This window comes from Pseudomonas viridiflava (assembly GCF_001642795.1).
Classification (GTDB): domain Bacteria; phylum Pseudomonadota; class Gammaproteobacteria; order Pseudomonadales; family Pseudomonadaceae; genus Aquipseudomonas; species Aquipseudomonas viridiflava.
The window spans coordinates 102,441-126,216 of the sequence record NZ_LKEH01000026.1 but is presented as its reverse complement, the minus strand read 5'-3'; the positions used below and the strand labels follow the sequence as shown (position 1 = coordinate 126,216).

20 protein-coding genes are annotated in these 23,776 nt (G+C 60.4%); 7 read left to right on the top strand and 13 right to left on the bottom strand.

Annotated elements, in window-relative coordinates:
- Nucleotides 1-4: 4 nt before the first annotated feature.
- Both AO065_RS13465 and aroA read left to right on the top strand, forming a co-directional pair.
- The gene (locus tag AO065_RS13465) at nucleotides 5-484 is read left to right on the top strand and encodes a PAS domain-containing protein (protein ID WP_004883273.1); all 480 of its coding nucleotides are present in this window, start codon (nucleotides 5-7) and stop codon (nucleotides 482-484) included.
- Between the two features lie 95 nt (nucleotides 485-579).
- Nucleotides 580-1,836 (top strand): 3-phosphoshikimate 1-carboxyvinyltransferase, encoded by a 1,257-nt coding sequence (aroA, locus tag AO065_RS13460; protein ID WP_004883275.1) that lies wholly within the window; start codon nucleotides 580-582, stop codon nucleotides 1,834-1,836.
- Nucleotides 1,837-1,858: 22 nt separating this feature from the next.
- Here aroA and AO065_RS13455 read toward each other — a convergent pair whose 3' ends face one another.
- Together AO065_RS13455 and AO065_RS13450 are read right to left on the bottom strand one after the other, a co-directional pair.
- The gene (locus AO065_RS13455; RefSeq protein WP_004883277.1) at nucleotides 1,859-2,515 is read right to left on the bottom strand and encodes a ChrR family anti-sigma-E factor; all 657 of its coding nucleotides are present in this window, start codon (nucleotides 2,513-2,515) and stop codon (nucleotides 1,859-1,861) included.
- Nucleotides 2,515-3,027, bottom strand: a complete 513-nt coding sequence (locus tag AO065_RS13450) for a sigma-70 family RNA polymerase sigma factor (protein ID WP_025994245.1) — start codon at nucleotides 3,025-3,027, stop codon at nucleotides 2,515-2,517. Before AO065_RS13450 ends, AO065_RS13455 begins: the two co-directional genes overlap by 1 nt.
- A 296-nt stretch (nucleotides 3,028-3,323) precedes the next feature.
- Here AO065_RS13450 and AO065_RS13445 point away from each other — a divergent pair, with 296 nt between their 5' ends.
- Nucleotides 3,324-3,893 carry a hypothetical protein gene (locus tag AO065_RS13445; protein ID WP_004883284.1) on the top strand — a complete coding sequence of 190 codons (570 nt, stop codon included), beginning with the start codon at nucleotides 3,324-3,326 and terminating at the stop codon, nucleotides 3,891-3,893.
- A gap of 9 nt (nucleotides 3,894-3,902) precedes the next feature.
- Here AO065_RS13445 and AO065_RS13440 read toward each other — a convergent pair whose 3' ends face one another.
- The 8 genes from AO065_RS13440 to AO065_RS13405 all read right to left on the bottom strand — a co-directional run bounded on the left by AO065_RS13440 (nucleotide 3,903) and on the right by AO065_RS13405 (nucleotide 11,997).
- Nucleotides 3,903-4,772, bottom strand: a complete 870-nt coding sequence (locus AO065_RS13440) for an aldose 1-epimerase (protein ID WP_004883285.1) — start codon at nucleotides 4,770-4,772, stop codon at nucleotides 3,903-3,905.
- Complete coding sequence (locus AO065_RS13435) at nucleotides 4,747-5,727, bottom strand: EamA family transporter (protein ID WP_004883287.1); 981 nt, start codon at nucleotides 5,725-5,727, stop codon at nucleotides 4,747-4,749. Before AO065_RS13435 ends, AO065_RS13440 begins: the two co-directional genes overlap by 26 nt.
- A 90-nt stretch (nucleotides 5,728-5,817) precedes the next feature.
- Nucleotides 5,818-7,098, bottom strand: coding sequence for a TRAP transporter large permease (locus AO065_RS13430; protein WP_004883289.1), 1,281 nt, complete (start codon nucleotides 7,096-7,098; stop codon nucleotides 5,818-5,820).
- Complete coding sequence (locus AO065_RS13425; RefSeq protein ID WP_004883291.1) at nucleotides 7,099-7,626, bottom strand: TRAP transporter small permease; 528 nt, start codon at nucleotides 7,624-7,626, stop codon at nucleotides 7,099-7,101.
- A gap of 63 nt (nucleotides 7,627-7,689) precedes the next feature.
- Complete coding sequence (locus tag AO065_RS13420) at nucleotides 7,690-8,712, bottom strand: TRAP transporter substrate-binding protein (protein WP_004883294.1); 1,023 nt, start codon at nucleotides 8,710-8,712, stop codon at nucleotides 7,690-7,692.
- An 81-nt stretch (nucleotides 8,713-8,793) separates the two neighbouring features.
- Nucleotides 8,794-9,678 (bottom strand): glucurono-1,5-lactonase, encoded by an 885-nt coding sequence (locus AO065_RS13415; RefSeq protein ID WP_004883297.1) that lies wholly within the window; start codon nucleotides 9,676-9,678, stop codon nucleotides 8,794-8,796.
- Nucleotides 9,679-9,722: 44 nt separating this feature from the next.
- Nucleotides 9,723-10,550: an NAD-dependent epimerase/dehydratase family protein gene (locus AO065_RS13410; RefSeq protein WP_004883300.1), complete on the bottom strand. Its 828-nt coding sequence runs from the start codon at nucleotides 10,548-10,550 to the stop codon at nucleotides 9,723-9,725.
- Between the two features lie 178 nt (nucleotides 10,551-10,728).
- On the bottom strand, nucleotides 10,729-11,997 hold the full coding sequence (locus AO065_RS13405; RefSeq protein ID WP_004883303.1) for an OprD family porin: 1,269 nt from the start codon (nucleotides 11,995-11,997) through the stop codon (nucleotides 10,729-10,731).
- A gap of 480 nt (nucleotides 11,998-12,477) precedes the next feature.
- Here AO065_RS13405 and budC point away from each other — a divergent pair, with 480 nt between their 5' ends.
- The 4 genes from budC (at nucleotide 12,478) to AO065_RS13385 (ending at nucleotide 20,235) form a co-directional block, all read left to right on the top strand.
- The gene (gene budC / locus AO065_RS13400; protein ID WP_004883306.1) at nucleotides 12,478-13,242 is read left to right on the top strand and encodes a meso-2,3-butanediol dehydrogenase; all 765 of its coding nucleotides are present in this window, start codon (nucleotides 12,478-12,480) and stop codon (nucleotides 13,240-13,242) included.
- A 457-nt stretch (nucleotides 13,243-13,699) separates the two neighbouring features.
- Complete coding sequence (locus AO065_RS13395) at nucleotides 13,700-14,530, top strand: ABC transporter permease (protein WP_004883309.1); 831 nt, start codon at nucleotides 13,700-13,702, stop codon at nucleotides 14,528-14,530.
- A complete protein-coding gene (locus AO065_RS13390; protein ID WP_004883311.1) occupies nucleotides 14,520-15,890 on the top strand; it encodes an ABC transporter ATP-binding protein in 1,371 nt (456 codons plus the stop codon). Before AO065_RS13395 ends, AO065_RS13390 begins: the two co-directional genes overlap by 11 nt.
- The gene (locus tag AO065_RS13385) at nucleotides 15,877-20,235 is read left to right on the top strand and encodes a glycosyltransferase (RefSeq protein WP_004883313.1); all 4,359 of its coding nucleotides are present in this window, start codon (nucleotides 15,877-15,879) and stop codon (nucleotides 20,233-20,235) included. The genes AO065_RS13390 and AO065_RS13385 overlap by 14 nt, the downstream gene beginning before the upstream one ends.
- Before the next feature lie 5 nt (nucleotides 20,236-20,240).
- On the opposite strand, the gene AO065_RS13380 is transcribed toward AO065_RS13385, so the two are convergent.
- From AO065_RS13380 to AO065_RS13370, 3 genes are read right to left on the bottom strand one after another with little or no spacing between them, the layout of a single operon-like run.
- The gene (locus AO065_RS13380) at nucleotides 20,241-22,244 is read right to left on the bottom strand and encodes a DUF7657 domain-containing protein (RefSeq protein WP_004883315.1); all 2,004 of its coding nucleotides are present in this window, start codon (nucleotides 22,242-22,244) and stop codon (nucleotides 20,241-20,243) included.
- Nucleotides 22,245-22,275: 31 nt separating this feature from the next.
- Nucleotides 22,276-22,629 (bottom strand): DMT family transporter, encoded by a 354-nt coding sequence (locus AO065_RS13375; protein ID WP_004883318.1) that lies wholly within the window; start codon nucleotides 22,627-22,629, stop codon nucleotides 22,276-22,278.
- Nucleotides 22,619-23,617 carry a glycosyltransferase family 2 protein gene (locus AO065_RS13370; RefSeq protein ID WP_004883319.1) on the bottom strand — a complete coding sequence of 333 codons (999 nt, stop codon included), beginning with the start codon at nucleotides 23,615-23,617 and terminating at the stop codon, nucleotides 22,619-22,621. Before AO065_RS13370 ends, AO065_RS13375 begins: the two co-directional genes overlap by 11 nt.
- Nucleotides 23,618-23,776 lie beyond the last annotated feature (159 nt).

Here is a 23,776-nt window from a genome sequence, read left to right as displayed (position 1 = left end):
CCCCATGAGCAACGCTATCGAAATCAACGAGCTGCATTGGTTGCTGGCCGTCACGCAAAACATCGACGTGGGCATCGTGGTACTCGACCTGAACTACCAGGTTTCGGTCTGGAACACCTTCATGGAGAACCGCTCTGGCGTGGTGCCTTACGTGGCCATCGGCAAGACCTTCTTCGAACTGTTTCCCGACGTGAACCAGCCGTGGTTCAGCAAGAAAATCGACAACGTCGTGACCCTGGGCACGCCAGCCTTCACGATCTGGGAGCAGCGGCCTTATCTGGTGCGCTTCAAGAACTACCAGCCCATCACCGGGCAGGAAGAGTTCATGTACCAGAACACCACACTGTTCCCGCTGCGCTCGACCACGGGCGAAATCAGCCATGTGTGTCTGGTGATCTACGACGTCACCGACGTGGCGACCAACCGTCATCAACTCCAGGCGGTCAACGCCCAGTTGCAGAAGTTGTCTGGCGACCACAGCTGAGGCTGTGTTCTCGCCAAAAGGCCTGCGTTGACCCATGAACGCAGCACCTTGCTCGTGCTAGGATCGCCATTTTTCCGCTGACGCTCAGGGACATCATGCGATCTCAAGCCACTCTCACTGTTTTGCCTGTCGAGCGCCCGCTGGTCGGGCGCGTCAGCCCGCCCGGTTCCAAGTCCATCACCAACCGCGCCCTGCTGCTGGCGGGTCTTGCGAAAGGCACCAGCCGCCTGACCGGCGCGCTGAAAAGTGACGACACCCGCGTGATGTCCGAAGCCCTGCGTCTGATGGGCGTGCAGGTCGACGAGCCGGATGACAGCACCTTCGTGGTCACCAGCTCAGGTCACTGGCAGTCGCCGCAGCAGGCGCTGTTCCTGGGCAATGCCGGAACCGCGACGCGCTTTCTGACCGCAGCGCTGGCCAATTTCGAAGGCGACTTCGTGGTTGATGGCGACGAGTACATGCGCAAGCGCCCTATCGGCCCGCTGGTCGACGCCTTGCAGCGCATGGGCGTTGAAGTCAGCGCCCCGACCGGCTGTCCGCCGGTCGCCATCAAGGGCAAGGGCGGTCTGGCCGCCGGGCGCATCGAGATCGACGGCAATCTGTCCAGCCAATACGTGTCGGCACTGTTGATGGCCGGTGCCTGCGGCAAGGGTCCTCTGGAAGTCGCCCTGACCGGCAGCGAGATCGGTGCACGCGGTTACGTCGACCTGACCCTCGCGGCAATGCAGGCGTTCGGTGCCGAGGTTCAGGCCATTGGCGACGCCGCCTGGAAAGTCTCGGCGACCGGCTACCGCGCCACGGATTTCCACATCGAGCCGGACGCGTCCGCTGCGACCTACCTGTGGGCCGCTCAGGCGCTGACTCAGGGCAATATCGATCTGGGTGTCGCCACCGACGCATTCACTCAGCCTGACGCGCTGGCCAGCCATATCATCGCCCGCTTCCCGAACATGCCGGCCGTGATCGACGGCTCGCAGATGCAGGACGCCATCCCGACCCTGGCCGTGCTGGCCGCGTTCAACAATCAGCCCGTGCGTTTCGTCGGCATTGCCAACCTGCGTGTGAAAGAGTGCGACCGCATTTCGGCGCTGTCCCACGGCCTGTGCGCGATTGCGCCCGGGCTGGCGGTCGAGGAGGGCGATGATCTGGTGGTGAACGCCAATCCTGCACTCGCGGGTACAACGGTCGATGCCTTGATCGACACCCATGCCGACCATCGCATCGCCATGTGTTTCGCCCTGGCGGGCCTGAAAATCGCCGGTATCCGCATTCTGGATCCGGACTGTGTCGGCAAGACGTACCCAGGCTACTGGGATGCGCTGGCCTCGCTGGGTGTCGGTATTCAGCGCTGAAAGCAGGGGCGCAGCCGTTCGGTCAGATACCGATGAACGGCTGCATAATGCGTGCAAACAGGCCGTGAAAGCGCAGCGGTGAATCGGTGGCCAGCAGGCAGATGCACTCTCCGTAGGCGACAGGCTGGTGATGGACATCACTGTCCAGATCGGCAATGTCACCTGCCTTGAAATCGCCCATTTCGTCGTGGAATGAACCTCTGAGGACCATGGTCATTTCACTGCCGCTGTGACTGTGCATCGGCATGCTGACGCCGGGCGCGCTTTTGAGCAGCATGAGGGTGCCCTGCGCGATACCTTCGGCCCGCACGCGCTGGACGCCGGGCGCGAGTGTTTTCCACTTCAACTGACTCAGGTACTGGCCGAAATGCGCCTGCAGGCACGCGGGCATCAAGTCGGAGTCTTCGTTGGAGGCCTGTAATGGGTTGATCACCGGGCTCTGTCGCGAAGCCGGCTCATTCAGCCTTTCAAGCATCGCGGCGCGTCCACGCAACGGCACTACGATGCTGCTGTGCTGCTGCATCAGCACGCCGCCTATCTGTTCGGCTTCCCTCAACCTTGCCCGGCAGACCGGACAACGCTCCAGATGCGCGGCCGTGACCAGCGCGATGCTTTGTGCCAGCGCGCCCGCGGCGTAGCTGATCAGTGTCGAATCATCCGGGTGTCTTAACGTGTTCATCAGGACTCCTCGATCCGGGAGCGCAGCTTCTGGAAGGCCAATCGCAGGCAGGACTTGACAGTGCCCAGCGGCATGCCGAGACGTTCGGAGATTTCGCGATGGCTGAGCGCCTCGAAATAAGACATGCGTAGCACCTTGGCTTGATCAGTCGGCAGGTTCTGGATGGCCGAAGCCAGTTGTTGCTCCTGACGCTGGCTGTAATCAAGCGTTCGGTCCTGTGGTGCTTCCAGGCGTTCAAGTTGTTCCAGCGAATTCTGTACCTGCACCCAGCCGCGGTCCTTGCGCACGCTGTCGATGTACAAGTTGCGCGCGATCCGGAACAGCCAGGTGCCCAGACTCGCCTTGCTCGGGTCAAACGTATCGGCCTTGTGCCACAACCTGAGCAACACCTCCTGCACCAGCTCCTCGGCCTGACCTTCAGGCACATTCAGACCCGTGAGATAGCGCAACAGCCGCGGCGCGAAGTGATCGTAAATGCGCATGAAGCTATCGCGGTCCTGCTGGCGGGCCACGGCATTGACTTCATTGATCCAAAGTCGGGTTATCGGCGAATCGCTGGATGGGGTGGACAAGTGACAGAAGGTCCTGAGACTGGCAGTTATGCTCATGATCCACCTTCTGATCGTCGTTGTCTGGTTTTGGTTCGGTATGCCTGTGTGTTACGCAGGCGAAGCGGGAACGGATCACAGGGGATAGTGTGTTCTCTACTGGTCTGATTTCGCCGGTTCCTGTCAGTTATGACAGTAGAAACCGACGACGCAGGCTGATACACCGGTAGCTGAACATCATCACGTTCACGGAGCCGGTCATGCCTCTCACTGCCGAGCGGTTTTTATCAGGTCTGGTTTGTCTGGCCACAGTTGTTTTCATCTGCGTGGGCACAACCCTGCTCATCGCGCCCGAGCGGGCTGAGGCTGAACCGGAGAATCAGGTCACTTGCGTGAACGGCGTGCACATCGCCAAGTGGTCTCCGGGCCTGACCAATACCCGTAAGCCGGTTGATATCACCACGAAAAGTTACTGGGGGCCTTGTGAGTCGCCTTCCTCTGCCCTGAGTCTCAGAGCCTCGGCCGAGCAGAGGTTTCAGGCGGACTTGTCCTGCCCGCGGCTGCGCAGTCTGGCTTCGCCCATCACATGGGTGATCCATTGGGACGACCGAACGACCAGTACCTACGTGTTCAACACGGCGCATCAGGAGGTAGAGGGTAAGGGCTCGGTTGTCGTAGGGACCGGATACATCGTGGACGGCCGCTACCAGGGGGCCAAAGCGGTGACTATCTTCGTGCTGGGCGACATCGATTCAATGATTGATGGCGACTGTGCCAGCCCCGCCGGTCTTGTCAGGATGAGTGGCCGGTCGGTGCTGGTCATAGAATGAATCGACAGGCTAAAGCGCCCGATAAAGCAGGCTGAACCCCAGCGTCATGGATTCTCCACGCTGCAACAGCTTCAACCCCGGATGCCCCGGCAGGTGGTGGGCGTTGACCGGGTGGCTGACCGGTTCGAAGCAGAAGAAGTCCAGCCCCGGCGGGCAGAAGATCAGAAAGTATTCGCTGCCGCTGGCCTCACAGTGCAGCTCGTAGCCCAAGTCGGGCTGGCGGATGACGCTGCGGCCGTCCCATTCGGTGAAACCGTTGTCCAGCTTCGCGTGCGGCAGGCTGTTGCCGCTTCGGAAATCCCACTCGTCTGGCAGATCCTGCCGCTCGGTGGGCAGGCCTGCCTCGTCGCACAGCCAGACCTGCGAAGCCTTGGCCTGCAGACGTGTCTCGGGCGTGCGCGGCAGGTAAGGGTGCAGGCCGAGTCCGTGCCAGGCCGCGCGGCTGTCCAGATGTGTGGTGCTCAGCTCGATACTCAACCGGCCGTCGAGCAGCGTGTAGCGCAGTCGGGCCTGATAGGCGAAGGGAATCCGGCTGTCGAGTTGCAGGCAAACGTGTGTGTCCGTCTGCTCGATCACGTCCCAGGACTGTTGCCAGGCGCTGCCGTGAATGGGCAACGCATCGTTGGCGCTGTTGGGCGACAGGGCGAGCCAGCCGTCGGGTGTGTCGAGGCCGCCGCCACCGATCCGGTTCGACCAGGGCGCCAGCGGGTACAGCGCCAGTTTGCGAGGTGTGCCCGCAGCCACGGCTTCGTCGGAGCTGTGGCGCAGCAATGGCTGGCCGCTGCTCAGGACTGTCCAGTTGACGATGCTGCCGCCTGTCTCGGGGGCAAGGGTCAGCCGGGTCAGGCCGTCTTCAAGGGTCAGAACGTTCGCGGGCATGGTGCGGAGCCTCTTCTGTAGTGACGGATTTTGGCGGTGAAGGCGGTGTGGCGCGGCGCCAGGTCAGCAGGACGATACCACTGACGACGATCAACCCACCGATGACCTGGCCGCTGCTGAGCAGTTGATCCAGAATCAGCCAGCCAAACAGCAGGCTCGCCACCGGCTCGATGTTCATGACCGGCGCATTGCGGGCGATGTCCAGGCGCGCCATGCAGATGAACAGCAGCGAAAAACCGACGCCGTACAGCAACACCAGACTGGCCAGCGCGGTCCAGCCGATGCGGCTGGTCGGCAGGTCCACGCCGCCGGGCAGCAGACCGCTGGCACCGGCCACGGCGGCAGCGATGAACACCACGACCATGGTCAGCATGCTGCGCACGGTGCCGCGCATGCTCGACAGCTTGTTGTCGGTAATCCACAGCGCGAAGGCGAACACCACCGCCGCGGTAAAGGCGTAGGCAATGCCTTCCAGCCACTGGGGCTCGCTGCTGCCGGGGTTGGACAAACGGTGCGGCACATCGAGGGCCAGCACCAGACCGAACAGAATCAGGCCCATCAAGGCCGCCGCGCGGCGCGTTGGTGCAGCACCGCCCAGCGCCCAGGTCAGCAGCGCCAGCAGGATCGGTGAGACGTTGACCACCAGCAGAGCCAGGGCAACCGGAATCCGGGCCACGGCCGAATAGATGCAGAAGCTCTGGGTCGCGATCAGCAGGCCCAGCAGCAGTTGCCAGCGCCAGGTGCTGGCGGGCAGGTTGAGCCGTTCGCGTTGCAGCAGCACCAGACTGACCAGCACCAGCAGGGTGACACCGGAGCGACACAGAATCGCCAGCAGCAGGCCGGTGTCATGGTCGAAGGCAATGCGTGCGGCAATGTGATTGCCAGCGAACGAGCAGGCCAGCAGCGCCAGTATCAATACGGCGATGTGGCGGGGAAACAGGGCAGGGGCGGACATGCGGGACCAGCCTCCTTGGCTGGAAAAAGCAGCGCTGTCATGACCCTCGCGAACAAGAGCTCGCGAGGGCTGACAGTCAGTAACGAGGATTCAGAGCACAGCGCCTGGCAGCCACAGCGAGATAGCCGGGATGTAAGTCACCAGCATCAGCACCATGAACAGTGCGGCGTAGAACGGCAGCAGGGCTTTCACGGTAGCTTCGATGGTGACTTTACCCACCGCGGCGCCCACGAACAGCACTGCACCCACCGGCGGTGTGATCAGGCCGATACCCAGGTTGACCAGCATGATCATGCCGAAGTGAACCGGGTCGACGCCGACACTGGCGACCACTGGCAGCAGGATCGGGGTGAGGATCAGGATCAGCGGTGCCATGTCCATTATGGTGCCGAGCAGCAGCAACATCACGTTGATGCACATCAGAATCACGTAACGGTTATCCGACAGCGTCAGGAACGCTGTAGTGATCTTCATCGGGATTTCCATCAGCGTCAGGATGTAACCGAAGCTGGCGGCGAAACCGATCAGGATCATCACGATGGAAATGGTCCGTGCCGCCCGGTGCATCAGCTTGGGCAGGTCGCGCCATTTGTAGTCGCGGTAGATGAACATGGTCACGAAGAACGACCAGACCACGGCGATGGAGGCCGATTCGGTCGCTGTGAACACGCCCGACAGGATCCCGCCCAGAATGATGACCAGCGCCATCATGCCCCACAGTGCTTCACCGGCGATTTTCAGCGCCTGACGCATCGGGATCACTTCGCCTTTCGGGTAGTTGCGCTTGCGGGCGAAGATCATGCACAGGCCCATCATCACCGCGCTGAGCAACAGGCCCGGCATGATTCCGGCCATGAACAGCGAGGCGATCGACACCGTGCCGCCAGCGGCCAGCGAGTAGAGCACCGAGTTGTGGCTGGGTGGCGTCAGCAGGGCTTGCACCGAGCCGCTTACCGTTACCGCTGTCGAGAAGTCGCGAGGGTAACCGTTGCGTTCCATTTCCGGGATCAGCACCGAGCCCACCGAAGCGGTGTCGGCCACGGACGAGCCGGAGATGGCGCCGAAGAAGGTCGAGGCCACGATGTTGACCAGTGACAGCCCGCCGCGCACGAAACCCACCAGCACCCCGGCAAAGGCCACCAGCCTTCGTGACATGCCGCCTTCGGCCATGATGGCACCGGCCAGTACAAAGAACGGAATCGCCAGCAGCGAAAATTTGTTCACGCCGCCCGCGATCTGAATCATCAGGGCATCGGCGGGAATCTCGATCCACCAGGCACCGATCAACGCCGACAAGCCCAGCGCGTAGGCCACGGGCATGCCGATCAGGATCAGTGCGATAAAGCTGCCCAACAGTACTAATGCGTCCATTTATGCGGCACCTTCGCTTTCTTCAATGACGTCGAACCGCATGACGGAGCGGTGACTCTGGTCACCCAGGAACATCCTTTCCAGCACGAAAATCAGGGTCACGATGCCGCCGATGGGAATCGGCAGATAAGAGATGCCTACCCGCAGGGACGGGATTTCACCCAGAAACTGATTCCAGGTGGTGGCGCACAGCTTGAAGCCCTTGACGATCATGAATAGCGCAACGATGGCCATCAGGATCTGCACGATCACTGTTGCCACTTTGCGAACCTGCAACGGCATGCGGTCGACCGCCATGGCCACGGCCATGTGTGCGCCAGCGCGATAACTGGCTGCAGCGCCGAAGAAGGTGAACACCACCATCAGCAGAATGGCGACCGGCTCTGGCCAGCTGGAGCCGCTGCCCAGCACGTAACGGGCGAAGATGCCCCAGGGAATGATCAGGGTCATGATCAGGACCGACAGACCCGCGATCCCGATACAGACCCGGTAAAGCGTGTCGTTGATGCGCAATAACGTATTTTTCATGGAGGCTCACCACAGCGGCGGCGAACGAGCTCTCGCTCGCCCCCGCGGCGTTATCGGACTGTCTTATTGGGCAGCTTGAGTTTTTGCCATCAGCGCAGGATCGGTCTGGACCGCTTCGATACGGCTGATCAGATCTTTGTAAGGCGCGCCGTATTTGTCACGCACGGCCTGGGTTGCGTCGTAGAACGCCTTTTTCTGCTCGGCAGTCAGGGTGATGAACTCCACACCTGCGGCCTTGAGCTTGGCTTCATCGGCAGCCGATGCGGCGTCCCACAGCTTGCGCTCTTCCATCTGCGCTTCGCGTGCCAGTTTCTTCACCAGGGTCTGTTGCTCGGGCGTGAGCTTGGTCCAGGTGGTTTTCGACATCACCACAGGCTCAGGCAGGATCAAGTGCTCGGTCATGGTGTAGAACTTGGCGTTCTGATAGTGGTTGTGCTGGAAGTAGGTCGGCGGGTTGTTTTCCGCACCGTCGATCACGCCAGTCTGCAGGGCGCTGAAAATCTCGCCGGTGGCCATGGCGATACCGTTGCCGCCCATGTCGTTGATGGTGTCGATGAACACCGGGTTGCCCTGTACGCGAATCTTCATGCCCTTGAGGTCGGCGATGCTGCGTACCGGCTTCTTGGTGTACAGGTTGCGCGTGCCGCCATCCATCCAGGCCAGCGCGACCATGTTGAAGTTCGAGTTGGTGATCTTGTCGAGCATTTCCTGACCGATTTCGCCATCGATGATGGTGCGCATGTGCGCCTGGTCACGGAACACGAACGGCAGGTTGAACGCGTTGACGTCCGGTACCACCGGGCCGACGATGCCGAGGCTGACCCGGGTCATCTGGATGGCGCCGGACTGCACCTGCTCGACGACTTCCTTCTCCGAGCCCAGCACGCCGCCGGCAAACATCTTGAAGCTGATCTCGCCCTTGGTTTCTTCCTGCAGCTTTTTGCCCATGTTCTGCTCGGCCACGACCGGCGGATAGCCGGCGGGGTGCACTTCGGCGAACTTGATTTTTACTTCAGCCTGCGCGATGCCAGACATGCAGAACGCGAGCGGAAGTGCAGCGATGAGAAGTGTGCGTTTGAAGTCCATGGATATCTCCGATTTTCTTGTTTTTGGTCGGTGCTATTGGGTTCAGTGCTGTTGCTTCAATGTTGTGGCTCAGTGTGTGGATCAATCCCGGAAAACAGGCTCCTCCAGGCCTTTGACGCCGGGCCGTAGAGCGAACACACCACCGGCGAGTGGTTGATCGCTCAGATCGCCGCCAGGGCGGATAGACGTCACGAACAGGGTGTCCATGTCCGGGCCGCCGAATGCACACATGGCGGGTTTTTTCACGGGCACGACCAGTGACTGGTCGTGCTTGCCCTGTGGGGTGAAACGATGGATCAGACCGGCATCGTTGCCGCAGATCCAGTAGCAGCCATCGGCGTCGATGGCTGCACCATCCGGGCGACCCAGATAATTGTTCATGTCCACGAACAGGCGGCGGTTGTGTGGGGTGCCGCTGTCGGTGTCGTAATCGAAGGCCCAGATCTTCTGTACGCTGGGGTGCGAGTCGGACAGGTACATCGTTTTGCCGTCCGGGCTGAACGCCAGGCCGTTGGGCACGATGAAGTCTTTCAGCACCGGTTCCAGCGTCTGTTGCCCTGCGCTGTAGCGATACATCGCGCCGACCACGGCTCCGGCACCCATGTCCATGAACATGGTGCCTGCCCAGAAGCGTCCCTGACGGTCGCAACGACCATCGTTGAAGCGCATTCCGGGTTGTGCGTGCCCGACCTCGACCAGAGGCGTGGCGGTCAGATTTTCACCGTCGCCGGGCTGCAGGTGGAACAGGCCGCTTTCCATGCCTGCCACCCAGCCACCTTTGCCGTCGGCCGCAATGCAGGCCAGCATCTGCGGGGCTTTCCAGTGGCGAGTGCTGCCATCGCGTGCACTCCAGCGATGCAGGTGGCCTGCCGGGATGTCGACCCAGTACAGCGCCTGATCGCGGGCACTCCAGACAGGGCTCTCACCCGTAGCGTTTTGCGCATCCAGAATTAGTTCGGCATCCATGGCGCTCGTGTCTCCAGGCTGTTCAGGTTGTAAATGAGCGATGTTTACTCGTCGCCGAACGGCCCGGAGGCCACGAAGGCGCCGCCCTGATAGACCATGGCCGGATCATCGGCGGCCGGCATCGGTTGGGCTTCAACCTTGTCGCGAAACACTTCCGAACTGTCCTTGGGAACATAGCCCAGCTGGCTGGCCAGACGGTTGTCCCACCAGACGGTCTTGTTGTCCGATACGCCGTACACCACGGTATGGCCGACATTGGGCGTGTACAGGGAGCGTTCGAGCAGTTGGGTCAGATCATCGAAGCTGAGCCAGGTGCTCATCATTCTGCGGTTCTGCGGTTCCGGGAACGAGGAGCCGATGCGGATGCTGACGGTTTCGATGCCGTAGCGATCAAAGTAGAAGCTGGCCATGTCCTCGCCGTAGGATTTGGACAGGCCGTAATAGCTGTCCGGGCGGCGCGGAGAATGGGCGTCGATGGTTTCGTCCTGCTTGTAGAAACCGATGACGTGGTTGGAGCTGGCGAAGATCACGCGCTTCACGCCGTGACGGCGGGCGGCTTCGTAGATGTGAAATACGCCGCAGATGTTCGCGCCGAGGATTTCCTCGAACGGCCGCTCTACGGAAACGCCACCGAAATGCAGAATGGCATCAACGCCTTCGACCAACTGATGAACGGCGTTCTTGTCAGAGAGGTCGCAGACCTGGACCTCTTCATGGCTGCCAGCCGCTGGCGCCATTTCGGCGATGTCGGACAGCCGGAGAATGTTCGCGTAGGGACGCAGCGTTTCGCGCAATACCTTGCCCAGGCCGCCTGCCGCGCCTGTCAGCAGGAGGCGATTGAAGGGAGTCTGCGTAGTGTGAGCCGATGCCATGAGGAAGTTTCCTGATTGTTATTTTTTGTCATCTGTTGTCGTATGACTTGCCGGATTATCGGCAGCCCTCGCGCTGCTTGTCAACGCGCCCAAAGTATTAAGTAGCCGGTTGGTGAACCGCCGTCTGGACGCTTGCGCGTGACCAGGCCCCACCAGTGGAAGGGCCTGATCCGGTGCATCAGAGCAACGACAGCGGATAGCTGATGAAGACACGGTTTTCATCGAACTCGTTGGCGCTGAAGTCGCGGCGCAAACTGGAGTTCCGCCATTTGACGTTCAGGTTCTTGAACGTGCCGCTTTGTACGGTGTACGCCAGTTCCGACTCCCGGCCCCATTCCTTGCCGTCAGTGATATTGCCGGTGTGGACGTTGTCGCCGCTGATGTAGCGGTTCATCAGGGTCAGACCCGGTACGCCCAGTACGGCGAAATTGTAGTCGTGACGCAGCTGCCAGGATTTTTCCTTGGCGTTGTCGTAGCTGGAGTTGTAACTGTCGTTGGCCAGTGTGCCGCCGCTGGTGCCGTTGACGCGCATCCAGGCCGTGTCGCCGCTGAGCTTCTGCAGACCGACATAGAAGGTGCTGCCGCCGTAACGGGCCGAGAGCAGGGCATAGGCCGTTTTGTTGTCCAGATCGCCGGCCAGCTTGTTGCCGTCCTCCTTGCCAATGAAGTAGCCCAGGTTCGCGCCCAGGGTCCAGTCACCGAAGGTCTGGCTGTGCAGCAGGTTGAAGAACTGCTGCTGGTAGATGTCCTGCAGTTCCGAGTACCAGACGCCGACCTGTGTGCTCTTTTCATTGAAGACGTACTCACCGCCGCCAAAGTTGAAGCGGTCGGACGTGAAGGCACCGCGACCGTTCATCGACATGTCTTCCATGCTGGCGTCGTTACGCGGGCTGTTGCCGCGGAACTGACCGCCATACAGCGTCAGGCCGTCGATTTCCTTGGAGGTGATCTGTCCGCCCTGGAAAGTCTGCGGCAGCGAACGGCCGTCATCGGAACGCAGGATCGGCAGCACCGGCATCCATTCGCCGACCTTCAGTTCGGTCTTGGAAAAACGCGCCTTGCCCGCCACGCCCAGACGACCGAAATCATCCGCTGGACGCCCGTCGCTGTGAATCGGCAGCAATTGCGTGCCGCCCGTACCGCGACCGCCATCGAGCTTGATCGAATACAGCCCGAGTACGTCGACACCGAACCCGACCGTGCCTTGGGTGAAGCCCGACTTGGCGTCGAGAATGAAGCTTTGCGTCCACTCTTCAGCCTTGCTTTGCGGGGCCGCGCTGTTGGGAAACGCGGGGTTGGTGAAGTTGCGGTTGAAGTAGGCGTTACGCAGGTTGAGCGTGGCCTTGGTGTCGTCCACGAAGCCTTCGGCCATGCTCATCAGCGGGCAGAGCAGCGTCATGCTGCCAACGCCCATCAGGATGCGCGAACGGGTGGTGTGAGATGTCATTATTGTTGTGCTCCCTTGGTTTAACGAAACCGTCCTCTTTTCTGGCCTTGCACAGGCAAGAGCCGACACCGACGAGGATTATGTGATGCCCGTTTCCAGGCATGGCCCTGGCTGAAAGACAGCCGGGTACCGTTCGCTGACAGTCAGCGAAATCTATAAAACACGTGTGTCTTGGAATGCTGCGAGAGGATAGAACCTTGCCGCGGCGACGGCGATCCAGGGGGTTACGCAAGGTAGAGCGGGCATACGGACGCGAGTCTTCATGTAATGGGCCCCGGCTTTGTTTTTATTGTTTTGGCGTCATAGGTTGTCGTACAACTTCGCCGATTATTTACAGGGTGTGAAGGGTTTGTCAACGCACGATTAGTCGAATATCGACCGTTTGGAATGACCTGAAAATGCCTCACGTGAATGAGAGTGAACGCGGCCGGGGGCCTCACAGTCCACCAGACACGTATTCACTTTTTCGGAGCATTTTCAATGAATCGTTTCACCCAGAAAGTCGTTGTGGTCACAGGCGCCGGTTCCGGAATTGGCGAAGCCACTGCCAAGCGTTTTGCCAGGGAAGGCGCCAGCGTGGTGCTGGTCGGCCGCAACGAAGACAAGCTGAAAAAAGTACATGCGCAACTGGAGGGCGAAGGTCATGTGGTCAGGGCGGCCGACGTGGCGGACCTGAGCGACGTCGAGGCACTGTTCAAGGAAGTCGCCAGTCACTTCGGCCGTCTGGACGTGCTGGTCAACAATGCGGGCATCGTGAAGTCCGGCAAGGTCACCGAACTTGAAGTGCAAGACTGGAAAGAGCTGATGTCGGTGGACCTGGATGGCGTCTTCTATTGCACCCGCAGTGCGATGCCTGCACTGATTGTCAGCAAGGGCAACATCGTCAACGTCTCGTCGGTGTCCGGGATGGGCGGGGACTGGGGCATGAGTTTCTACAACGCGGCCAAAGGCGCGATCACCAACTTCACCCGCGCGCTGGCGTTGGACCATGGCGCCGACGGCGTGCGGGTGAACGCGGTGTGCCCGTCGCTGACCCGCAGTGAACTGACCGACGACATGATGGACAACGACGCGCTGATGGCCAAGTTCAAGGAACGCATCGCGCTGGGCCGTCCCGCCGAGCCTGAAGACATCGGTGACGTGATTGCCTTCCTGGCCAGCGACGACGCGCGCTTTGTCACCGGCGTCAACCTGCCGGTGGATGGCGGTCTGTCGGCTTCCAACGGACAGCCCCCGCAGGCTTGATACACCGGACTGTGGGAGGCGCCATCACGTCTTCGACGTAGCGCTGTCGCGCAGCAAACACCGGGCTGTGGGAGGGGGCTTGCCCGCGATGAACGATGACGCGATTTTTCTGACATACCGCGTTGACTGCATCGCCGGAAAGCTGCCTCCCACAAAAACATGTTCACTCAGCAGGTTACGTGTTGTTTGATTAGGGGCGGCTTGCGGGCGATCCGAGCTGTAAACCCGTCGAAACACCTGCAACCATCCATCGCCCGACGCATCTGTCCCGCGTATTGGCTGCCACACTGATTTTCGGAAATGTCCTCGCAGCACTGTCTGTGCGAACCCTTTCCGACGCCTCGACCCCTTCGTTGCGTTCCACGCCTGTGAGTCTGTCTCAGGGGCGGTAGCCATGCCCGTGGCGATCTGAATTCCCCATTGCCTTGATCCTCTTCCCCGAAATGCAGGAGCCATCATGTTGAGCGCTCATCTGGCGCCGGCTGCCGGTCCTCTGGATCTGCTGCGCAGCCTGTGGCGTCACCGACAATTGATCATCACCATGACCCGGCGCGAAGTGATTGGCCGTTATCGCGGTTCGGTGATCGGTATCGCCTGGTCGTTTTTCAACCCGGTGCTGATGCTTGCGGTGTACACCTTTGTGTTCTCCGAAGTCTTCCAGGCCCGTTGGGTCGGGCAGGACACCGGCAAGGGCGGGTTTGCCATTCTGTTGTTTGTGGGGATGATCGTGCATGGACTGTTCGCCGAATGTGCGAACCGCGCGCCGTCGCTGATCATGAACAACGGCAATTTCGTGAAGAAAGTAGTGTTTCCCCTGGAGGTGCTGCCCGTCGTGACGCTGGGCTCGGCCATTTTTCATGCGGGCACCAGCCTTGTCGTACTGCTGCTGGCGCAGTTCATTCTGACCCAGACTCTCTACTGGACGGCGCTCCTGTTTCCGCTGGTGCTGCTGCCGCTGGCCATCGCGACCCTGGGCTTCAGTTGGTTGCTGGCCGCGCTGGGCGTGTACCTGCGCGACGTGGGTCAGGTCATCGGCGTGTTGACCACTGTGTTGCTGTTCCTCTCGCCGGTGCTGTATCCGGTGGCGGCATTGCCTCAGGTCTACCAACCCTGGCTGAAGCTCAACCCGCTGACCTACATCATTGAAGAAAGCCGCAACGTGCTGCTGTTCGGAAACTGGCCGGACTGGCAAAGCCTGGCCCTGGCGATGCTGATCGCCTCTGCAATCGCGGCGGCAGGCTTCGGCTTCTTTCAGAAAGCCCGCAGGGGGTTCGCCGATGTCCTCTGACGAAATCGCGATCAGCGTCCGTGATATTTCCAAATGCTTTTACAGCTACGACCGGCCCATGGATCGAGTCCTGCACTCGCTTGTGCCGCGACTGCAGCGTCGGTTTGGCATGCCGGTGAAGAGCTACGGGCAGGAGTTCTGGGCGCTGCGCAATGTCGATTTCGACGTGCGGCGCGGAGAAACCGTCGGGCTGGTCGGTCGCAACGGCTCAGGCAAATCGACGCTGCTGCAAATCATCTGCGGCACCCTGCGGCCATCCGGCGGCTCGGTTCATACCCAGGGGCGTGTCGCGGCATTGCTGGAGCTTGGATCTGGCTTCAACCCCGAATTCACCGGTCGGGAGAACGTTTACCTGAACGCTTCGGTACTGGGGTTGAGCCGCGACGAAGTCGATCAGCGCTTTGACGCCATTGCCGGGTTTGCCGACATTGGTGACTTCATCGATCAGCCGGTCAAGACCTATTCCAGCGGCATGGCGGTGCGTCTGGCGTTCGCCGTGCAGGCGCAGGTCGATCCGCAGATCCTGATCGTCGACGAGGCGCTGTCGGTCGGCGACGCAAAATTTCAGGCCAAATGCTTTGAGCGGTTGCGACAACTCAAGCAGAACGGCACCAGCATCCTGTTGGTCACGCATGCCAGCGAACAGGTGGTCACCCATTGCAACCGGGCGATTCTGCTGGAGGGTGGCCGGGTGGAAACAAGCGGCGCGCCGCGTGCTGTCGTCAATCGCTACATGGACATTCTGTTCGGCCGCAATCGCCAGATGACACAGGTATCGCCGAGCCCTGTGACAAACGAGTCTCCCGTTCGGCAGCCCGCTGTAAGCGTCCAGAGACCGGTACTGAACTTCGAGCAGGATGCCTTCGAGTCGCGCCCCGGTTTCAATCCACATGAGTACCGTTGGGGCGATGGTGCGGCGATGCTGATGGACTTTCACCTGTCCGTGGAAGCGCGGGAATTTCCACTCGGTATCGAGCCGGGTGCCGAGGTGCTGTTGCAGGTGGCCATCCGTTTCAACCGGCTCATCAGCCATCCGGTGCTGGGCTTCACGGTCAAGACCAAAGAGGGCGTCACGGTCTATGGCAGCAATTCCTGGCTGCTGGAGTGCGCCGCCAGCCGGCAACTCTACGAGCCGGGTTCGCAACTCAGGGCGTGTCTGAGTTTCAGGAACCGGCTGTCAGCAGGCGATTACTTCATTTCTCTGGGCGTTGCCTCTCGCGAGGGCGAAGAGATCGTTCCCCACGATCGTCGCTACGACGCCATTCACATTGTCGTGGCCCCGACCCCCACGCTGTTCGGACTGGTCGATCTGGCCCTCACCATGGACTTCGATCAGGAACAGCACAATGAGTCACCTTGAGCAGAGCGGGTATCGGCTGGACCGGCGTACGGGCGTGTGGGCACGTCCCGATTACGAGGGGCTGGCTTACAGCGATGGCGACGAGCATGAAGAACGTCTGGCCGACATCGTGCGCCAGGCGCAAGACCTGAGCGTGCTTTCAACCGAACTGGGTCAGCACTGCACCGACTGGGTGTCGCTTTATCACCTGGGTCGCGCGCGGGGCAATCTGCTGCGTCCCTTCGAGCATTGCCTGACAGGCAGGGTGCTTGAAATTGGCGCCGGTTGTGGGGCGATCAGCCGGTATCTGGGCGAGTGCGGCGCTACGGTGCTGAGCCTTGAAGGCAGCCTGCGCCGGGCCCGGATCGCGGCCAGCCGGACCCGTGATCTGGACAATGTCACGGTGATTGCCGAGCGGTTCGAGCAGTTCCAGCCGCCGCAACGCTTCGACGTCATCACCCTGATCGGCGTGCTCGAATATGCCAGCCTGTTCAATCAGGGCGATGATCCGGCGCTGGACATGCTGGTCAGGGTCCGCGAACTGCTGGAGCCCGACGGCATCCTGCTGCTGGCGATTGAAAACCAGTTGGGGCTGAAATACTTCGCGGGCGCGCCAGAGGATCATCTGGCCATACCCATGGCTGGCGTGGAAGGACGTTATTCGACCCATGGCCCGCAGACGTTCGGACGCAAGCGACTGACCCATCTCCTTGAGCGGGCCGGTTTCAGCCGTTCGGAATTTCTGTTTCCCGCCCCTGATTACAAACTGCCCAATTCCATCGTCACTCAACGCGGCTTCGAACACCCGGACTTCGATGCCGCCGCGTTGCTGTGGCAGAACGTACGCAAGGACCCGCAACTGCCGGGAGCCACGTTGTTCAATCTGGAGCGTGCCTGGCCCGTGGTGGTCGACAACGGGCTGGGCATGGATCTGGCCAATTCGTTTCTGATTGCCGCGTCCTGTTCGCTGACGCCGCTGGCCATGCCGAACCTGTTGGCGGGGCACTACAACGTCAGTCGCAAGCCCGGCTACTGCAAGCAAACCCTGTTTATCGAAACACCGGACGACATTGAAGTGCGGCATGAGCCGTTGCGCTCGGACGGTGCGCCCCATAAGGACTTTCGCCATGTGCTCTCGCGTGTCGATCCCTATCGACGCGGCAGCGTGCTCAGCCAACAGTTTCTCGACATCGCCAGCACGCCCAACTGGACCGTCAAACAATTCGGTGCGTTTGTGGCGCGCTATTGTCAGGCGTTAAGGGATCTGCTGGCCGGGCAGGGCCACGAGTTGCCATTGCAGCGTCTGGATGAACGGCTGCCTGGCGTACTCATCGATGCCGTACCGCAGAACATCATCCGCGACGCCGACGAACGGCCCACGCTGATCGACATTGAATGGGAGGCCGCTGCGGGTATCGAACTGGGACATTTGTTGATACGCGCGCTGTTGCTGCTGATCGCCAGTGCCTCGCCGTTCTGCAGCAGTGTGATGCCACTGACACGCAGGCAGTTCGTCACCGAAACACTGTTTCACGCAGGGCTGGAAATCACCCCGACGCAACTGGACGGTTTCATCGAACAGGAAGCGCATTTTCAGGCCTTCGTGACCGGCCTTGAGGCGAGCCGTTTTCTGAACTGGGAGGCGGACCGGATCATCAATCAGCGGGTGTCGCCGATCGCTCCCAAAATCCAGGCCCGGCTGTATTACAGCGATGAGGCGGGTAACTTTAGAGAGGAGGCAGCCCTGAACCTTGAAGTGCTGCCCGGTCACCAGCATCTGCGATTTTCGCTCAGCGATGTTGAACCCCGACCTCGATCATTGCGGCTCGATCCGGTCGACCGGCGCATGACCTTTTCGCTGGACAACCTGCAAATTGAAAAGGAGCAGACCGTGATCTGGCAGTGGGATGGCCAGACCGCAGCGCTGCCTTCGGTATCAGGTCTGCAAGAGGTGGAGCGCACCGGATCCTCTCTGCTGTTCGTCAGCCTTGACGATGACCCCTATCTGCAACTGCCCGTCGATCTGTCGCAACGTCACGACATTCGCGACCTGGTGCTGACCCTCGATCTGGTGCTGTACACCGATGAAGTCATTGCTCGCCGCATCAGTCAGGGACTCAACTGGAGCCAGCAGCACGAGACCTCGTTGCGCACGGCCGTGCAGCCCCTGTCCGATCAGATTCAGGCCCTGACGCGGCGGGTGAGTGAACTGGACAGCGCCACGCAACTGATCGAACGGCATGTGATCGAGGGCGAGATAGGCACCATCCAGACCGTCGAGCGGTTGTTGAATGAAAATGGTCATGACCTGCGCGAACGTGAGGACCTGATCAGGCAGCTGCAGAGTGCGATGCTCGAGTTGCAGCGTGAAAAGGACACGCGCATTCATCAACTGAATCTGCGCATCCATGAGTTGGAAAACTCCTACAGCCGCAGGCTGGCTGCGCCGATTCGGCATACGGTTTTGAGCACACATCGTTTGGTCATAGCCTCGCGGCGCCTGCCTGCGCTGATTCGCCGGGGCGGCGGGTTGAAGGCCACTACACGGCGCGCCACCACGGTACTGCGCGAGCACGGTGTGCGTGGTCTCATCGAACGCGTGCGCTGGTTCAATGCCGTGGGTCACGCTGCGGCACCTGAAAACGAGGCACCTGACCGTCATGATTACGCGGCGTGGATCAAACGCTATGACACGCTGAATGACAGCGCTCGTGACGCCATGCTGGAAGAGATCGGCAATTGGGAAAGTCCTCCGCTGATCTCGGTCATCATGCCGGTCTTCGATCCACCGCTGGATATGCTTCGCGAGGCCATCGACAGCGTCAGACAGCAGGTCTATCCGCACTGGGAACTGTGCATTGCCGACGACGCTTCCCGGCAACCCGCCGTACGCGACTTTCTCAGGAAAGTGCAGCGTCAGAGCGCACAGATCAAAATCGTGCTGCGCAGCGAAAACGGTCATATCTCGGCGGCCAGCAATTGCGCTCTGGACCTTGCCAGCGGGCGCTATGTCGCGCTGATGGACCATGATGACCTGCTGCCGGAGCACGCCTTGTACTGGGTGGCCCGCGCCATCGTCCACAACCCGGAGGCCGGGGTGATCTATTCCGACGAAGACAAGATCGATCAGCAGGGAGCCCGAAGTGCCCCGTACTTCAAATCCGACTGGAATGCCTTTCTGTTCCGTTCACAGAACATGATCTCTCACTTGGGCGTCTATCAGCGCGATCTGGTCAATCGTGTGGGCCGCTTCAGGGAAGGGTTCGAAGGTTCGCAGGATTACGATCTGGCGTTGCGCTGCACGGAAAAACTGAGCCCCGCGCAGATCATCCACATTCCCCGCGTGCTTTATCACTGGCGTATTCACGCTGGCAGCACGGCTGTGGCGTCGGATGAGAAGCCATACGCGGTACATGCCGCGGTGAAAGCGTTGAACAATCATCTGCATCGCACGGGACGAAAGGGTGAGGTGGAGTTGTTGCCCTTTGGCATGTATCGGGTGCATTACACGCTGCCAGAGCCCGCACCGTTGGTGAGCCTCATCATCCCGACCCGCAATGCGTGGGCCTTGCTCAAGCAATGCATCGACAGCATCCAGCGCCTGACCACCTATCCGCATTATGAAATCATCGTGATCGATAACGGCTCGGACGAAGCCGAGTCGCTGGCGTATTTCGCCCAGATCAATCAGCAACCCGATATCCGCGTTCTGCGGGACGATGGACCCTTCAATTATTCAGCGTTGAACAATCGGGCGGTCAGCCAGGCGCGCGGTGAATTGGTCGGGCTGATCAACAACGATATCGAGGTTATCTCGCCGGACTGGCTGAATGAGATGGTCTCGCTGGCGTTGCAGCCAGGCGTCGGGGCTGTCGGCGCGCGGCTGTGGTTTCCCGATGATCGCCTGCAGCATGGCGGGGTCGTCCTCGGTATCGGCGGCATCGCCAACCATGCGCACAAGTTTCTGCCCCGAGGCGAATATGGCTATTTCGCCCGTGCCGTGCTGATTCAGGAGTTTTCTGCGGTGACGGCGGCGTGTCTGGTGATCAGGAAAAAAGTCTTCGAGCAGGTCGGCGGGCTTGACGAGGTCAACCTGAAAATAGCGTTCAACGATGTCGACTTCTGCCTGCGGGTTCAGGAGGGCGGGTACGTCAACGTCTGGACACCGTATGCCGAGTTGTACCACTACGAGTCGGCGACCCGTGGTTTCGAGGACTCGCCGGAAAAACAGGAACGCTTCGATGATGAAGTGGCTTACATGGCCCGGCGCTGGCCGAAAATCAAAAGCGACTATGCCTACAACCCCAACCTGACGCTGGACGACATTGATTTCGGGCTGGCCTGGCCTCCGCGTGCTTCTGACTAGAGGGTTCAGGGCGCGCCGTGGACCCTGAACCATGACCAGCCTTTTTCGCTGTGTTGCAGTGACAGCGTCGGGTTGAGGCTCAGTTGTGGTTTGTCGCTGTCGGGTGCGACAACGAGTCCCGCGCCGATTCGTGTGAAGTCCAGATGTCGAGTGCTGACCAGCACATTCACCACATCAGGCTGCGGCACCTCGATTTGAGCATCGTGATCGACGGATGGGCGGCTGAGGAAGATCAGGTGTTGATAACGGTTGTAGCGTTCAACCTGCACACCGTCCGGGTCCAGTCGTTTCCACAGCGTGGGCTGCGGGTAATAGAAAATACCGTTGACCACCTGTCGGCCTGAAGCGGCGAGCATCATCGCCGGGATCTGCGAACCCAGCGTCAGGACGGGCAAGGCCGGTTCGCTGGTGCTGGCGCTCACGTTGGTCGGGGCTATCGACAGAGGGTGGAAGCCTAGCGTTGCCGCCAGCGACAAACCCAGATTGAGCCCAAGGAAGGCTGCGCTTTGCCGGGTGAGCATGAAATAGCTGCTGGCGAGGACTATCAGCATCAGGCCGAGGGTGATTGAGGTGCCAGAGGCCGACAAGGCGGAACCTTCGATTGCCCGGAAACTGTCGTACACCAGCGCCGTCCAGATCAGCGCAACGCTCCATGCGATAAAAGCCTGGCTTTCGTGCCTGACGGCCAGCAGGCGTCTGGGAGCGATCATCAGATGCGTCAGCAGGATGCTGGTCAATCCCAAGGCCAGATCTGCGCGTTTTGCCGTCACGTACGACCACAGCGAATACGTGGACAGCGTAGTGCCGATGCCGATCAGCATGTAGATCAGGATGAGGCCTGCCATGCCAGCCAGCGCGACCTCGACGGCAGTCAGCCTGCCTTGTCTGGCCCGCATGAAAAACAGTGCGGCCAGCGGCAACAGGTAATACTGGAATGAGGCGATCTCGCTCTGATTCACCGAAGTGTTTTCGGCGTATTGCAACGCGACGAGATTGGTAAAACCCTTGAGCAGCATGTGCCACGGCATATCGCCGCCCACTTCGATATGACGCTGGCCCGGGTACACCGTGCGCATCATGGCGTGGATGGCGTCCTGCGCGCTCAGCCACCAACTGATGAGCACGATGCCTGCGATCAGCACTGCCAGCAGAATGGCCAGGAGATGCTCGAGTCTGATGCCCCGGTACAACCGGTCGCGCCAGACCAGACCTGCCAGCAGCGCGATAAACACGTAGCTCACCGAGACCTGCCAGGGTGGATACAACAGCAACACAAAACCTGCGAGCGCAAGTCCGGCCAGCACCCCGAGTGGCAACAGGAGCCATGTGCTGCGCGCGCTGAGAATTTTCAGCAGGCATAACAACGCGACGCAGGGAAAGAACACGGCATACGCCGGCCAGAACGACCAGGCCACCGCATAAGACGCAGCGACAAACAGCAGGGCGAACAGAAAACCCTGTCGCCAGCGGCCCGGCGACAGCGCATTCAACAGGTGCGCCAGCGCCAGAAAACAGCCGAATGCCGGAAACCACCAGTACCACGCCAGCGCCCGTTTCAGATCGAAAACAAAGAATCCCCACGTCGCCGGTTTGGCCAGTGCCGACACGTGCGCTACAGGCACCCCAGCCATACCGACAACCAGCATGTTCTGTCCGTCCAGGCCCAGCGACGTGTTGAGCACCGGATAACGCGGCGTATGGTTGTGCTGGGCGATGGCCATGGGCGTCAGCACCAGCCATTCGTCACTGCGAATCGGGCGCTCGTGGCCCCAGATGCGTGTCATGTCGGCATCCACGAACGGCGTGTTACGCAGCCCGAGGTTCAAGGACGAACCGGTAAGCCCCAGTGCCGTGAACAGCAGGAAGACAAGCACCACGCAGAGACTGAAGGCAGTCGGCTCGCTCATGCCTATCTTCAGTCGAGCACTGACCGTCCGAGTGATCCAGGCGGTGCGAACGAAACTGATCGCCGCACCCAGCAACGCAGTCAGAATGATGAACTTGATCAAGGGCCGGTCCTTGCGTGTGGGGCATGAGCGATCACGAGGAGGCCGTGATCACGATGCCGACCATGATGGTGATCACGCCAACGAAGTACTGAACGTGGAAGCGTTCGCCGAAGATGAAATGACTGCCGATCGGCACCAGCACGAAGGCCAGCGCCATAAGCGGATAGATCCTTCCCAGATCGGCTTTCTGCAACACCCAGATCCAGCCCAGGGTGGTGATGCCGTAGAGCGCCAGGGACAGAAAGAACCAGGTCAGCATGACCGGGTCGAGCAGGTCGCCGCTTCTGTCATAGGTCCGCGCAGTGACCTTGAACAGAATTTGCCCGATGGAAATCCCCAGCACGCAGAGCAGGGCTGCCAGGTACACCGCCCGATCAGGCGCCACTGTTCAGGTACCGGGTCTGGAGGTGAATGGGGCGTCTGGGCACCGCCTGAACGTCATGTCCGATGAAGGCCAGAATCAGCTGGATACCGACCAGAACGGGCAGCGCCGAGACCATCACGGTCCCTGCCGAATTGGCGACGCCGGTCTGCCAGGCATGCACCCAGTGAAACGCACCGAATACGCTGCCGAATATCAACAGCAACATGCCCAGAGGCAGTTCGAACGACGCCAGTGACATATCCCGCAGGTAGTAGTTGTAGAACAGGCGCTTGAACAGATTGCGAGCATGCTTGGTCATGAACTCGCCAAGAACGCGGGAAACCTTGAGGTTGCTGACCTCGTCGCCGTAGAGGGCGTGCATCGGGATGTCCACCACCACGGCGCGCAGGGTGCCCAGACGGAACAGCATGTCGCTCTCGAAGAAGTAACGCTGGCTGATCTTGCTCATCGGTAACTGACGGGCAACGTCTCGATGAATGGCGGTGTAGCCATTGGTCGGGTCGAACAGGTCCCAATACCCGGACGAGAGCTTATTGAGCAGCGAAAGGGTCGCGTTGCCAGCGATGCGCAATCCCGGCATGCGGCTGATTTCTTCGAGGTTGAAGAAGCGATTGCCCTTGGTGTAATCCGCTTCGCCGGTGGTGATCGGGGCGACGAACGCAGGAATCAGGGCCGGATCCATCTGGCCGTCACCGTCGAGCTTGACGATGATGTCCATGCCGTCGGCCAGTGCAGCGGCGTAACCAGCCATCACCGCGCCGCCCACACCCAGGTTGGCGGTGTTGAACAGGATGACCACACGTGCGTCGCGGCAGTGCTGCTCGACCTCCTTGCCGGAACGCTCGGGGCAGCAGTCGTCGACCACGTAGATGCGATCGACTTCCTTGCCAATACCGTTAATGACGTCGTTTATATGCTTTCTTACGTTGAAGCAAGGAATGACTACGGCAACCTTCAATGCATCAAGGGTGATCGTATTCGCCATCATGAAATGAGCCTGACTGTTCAGGAAGCATTAGCGGGTACGGCTGATGGACTACAGTTAAGTACAGTGCGCGACGAAGTTCCAGAGCCGGACAGTGTTAAAGAGTTGAACACTGTTTTGTAAGCTCATCACTGAAACAGTGTCCATTTATATAACAGCGCA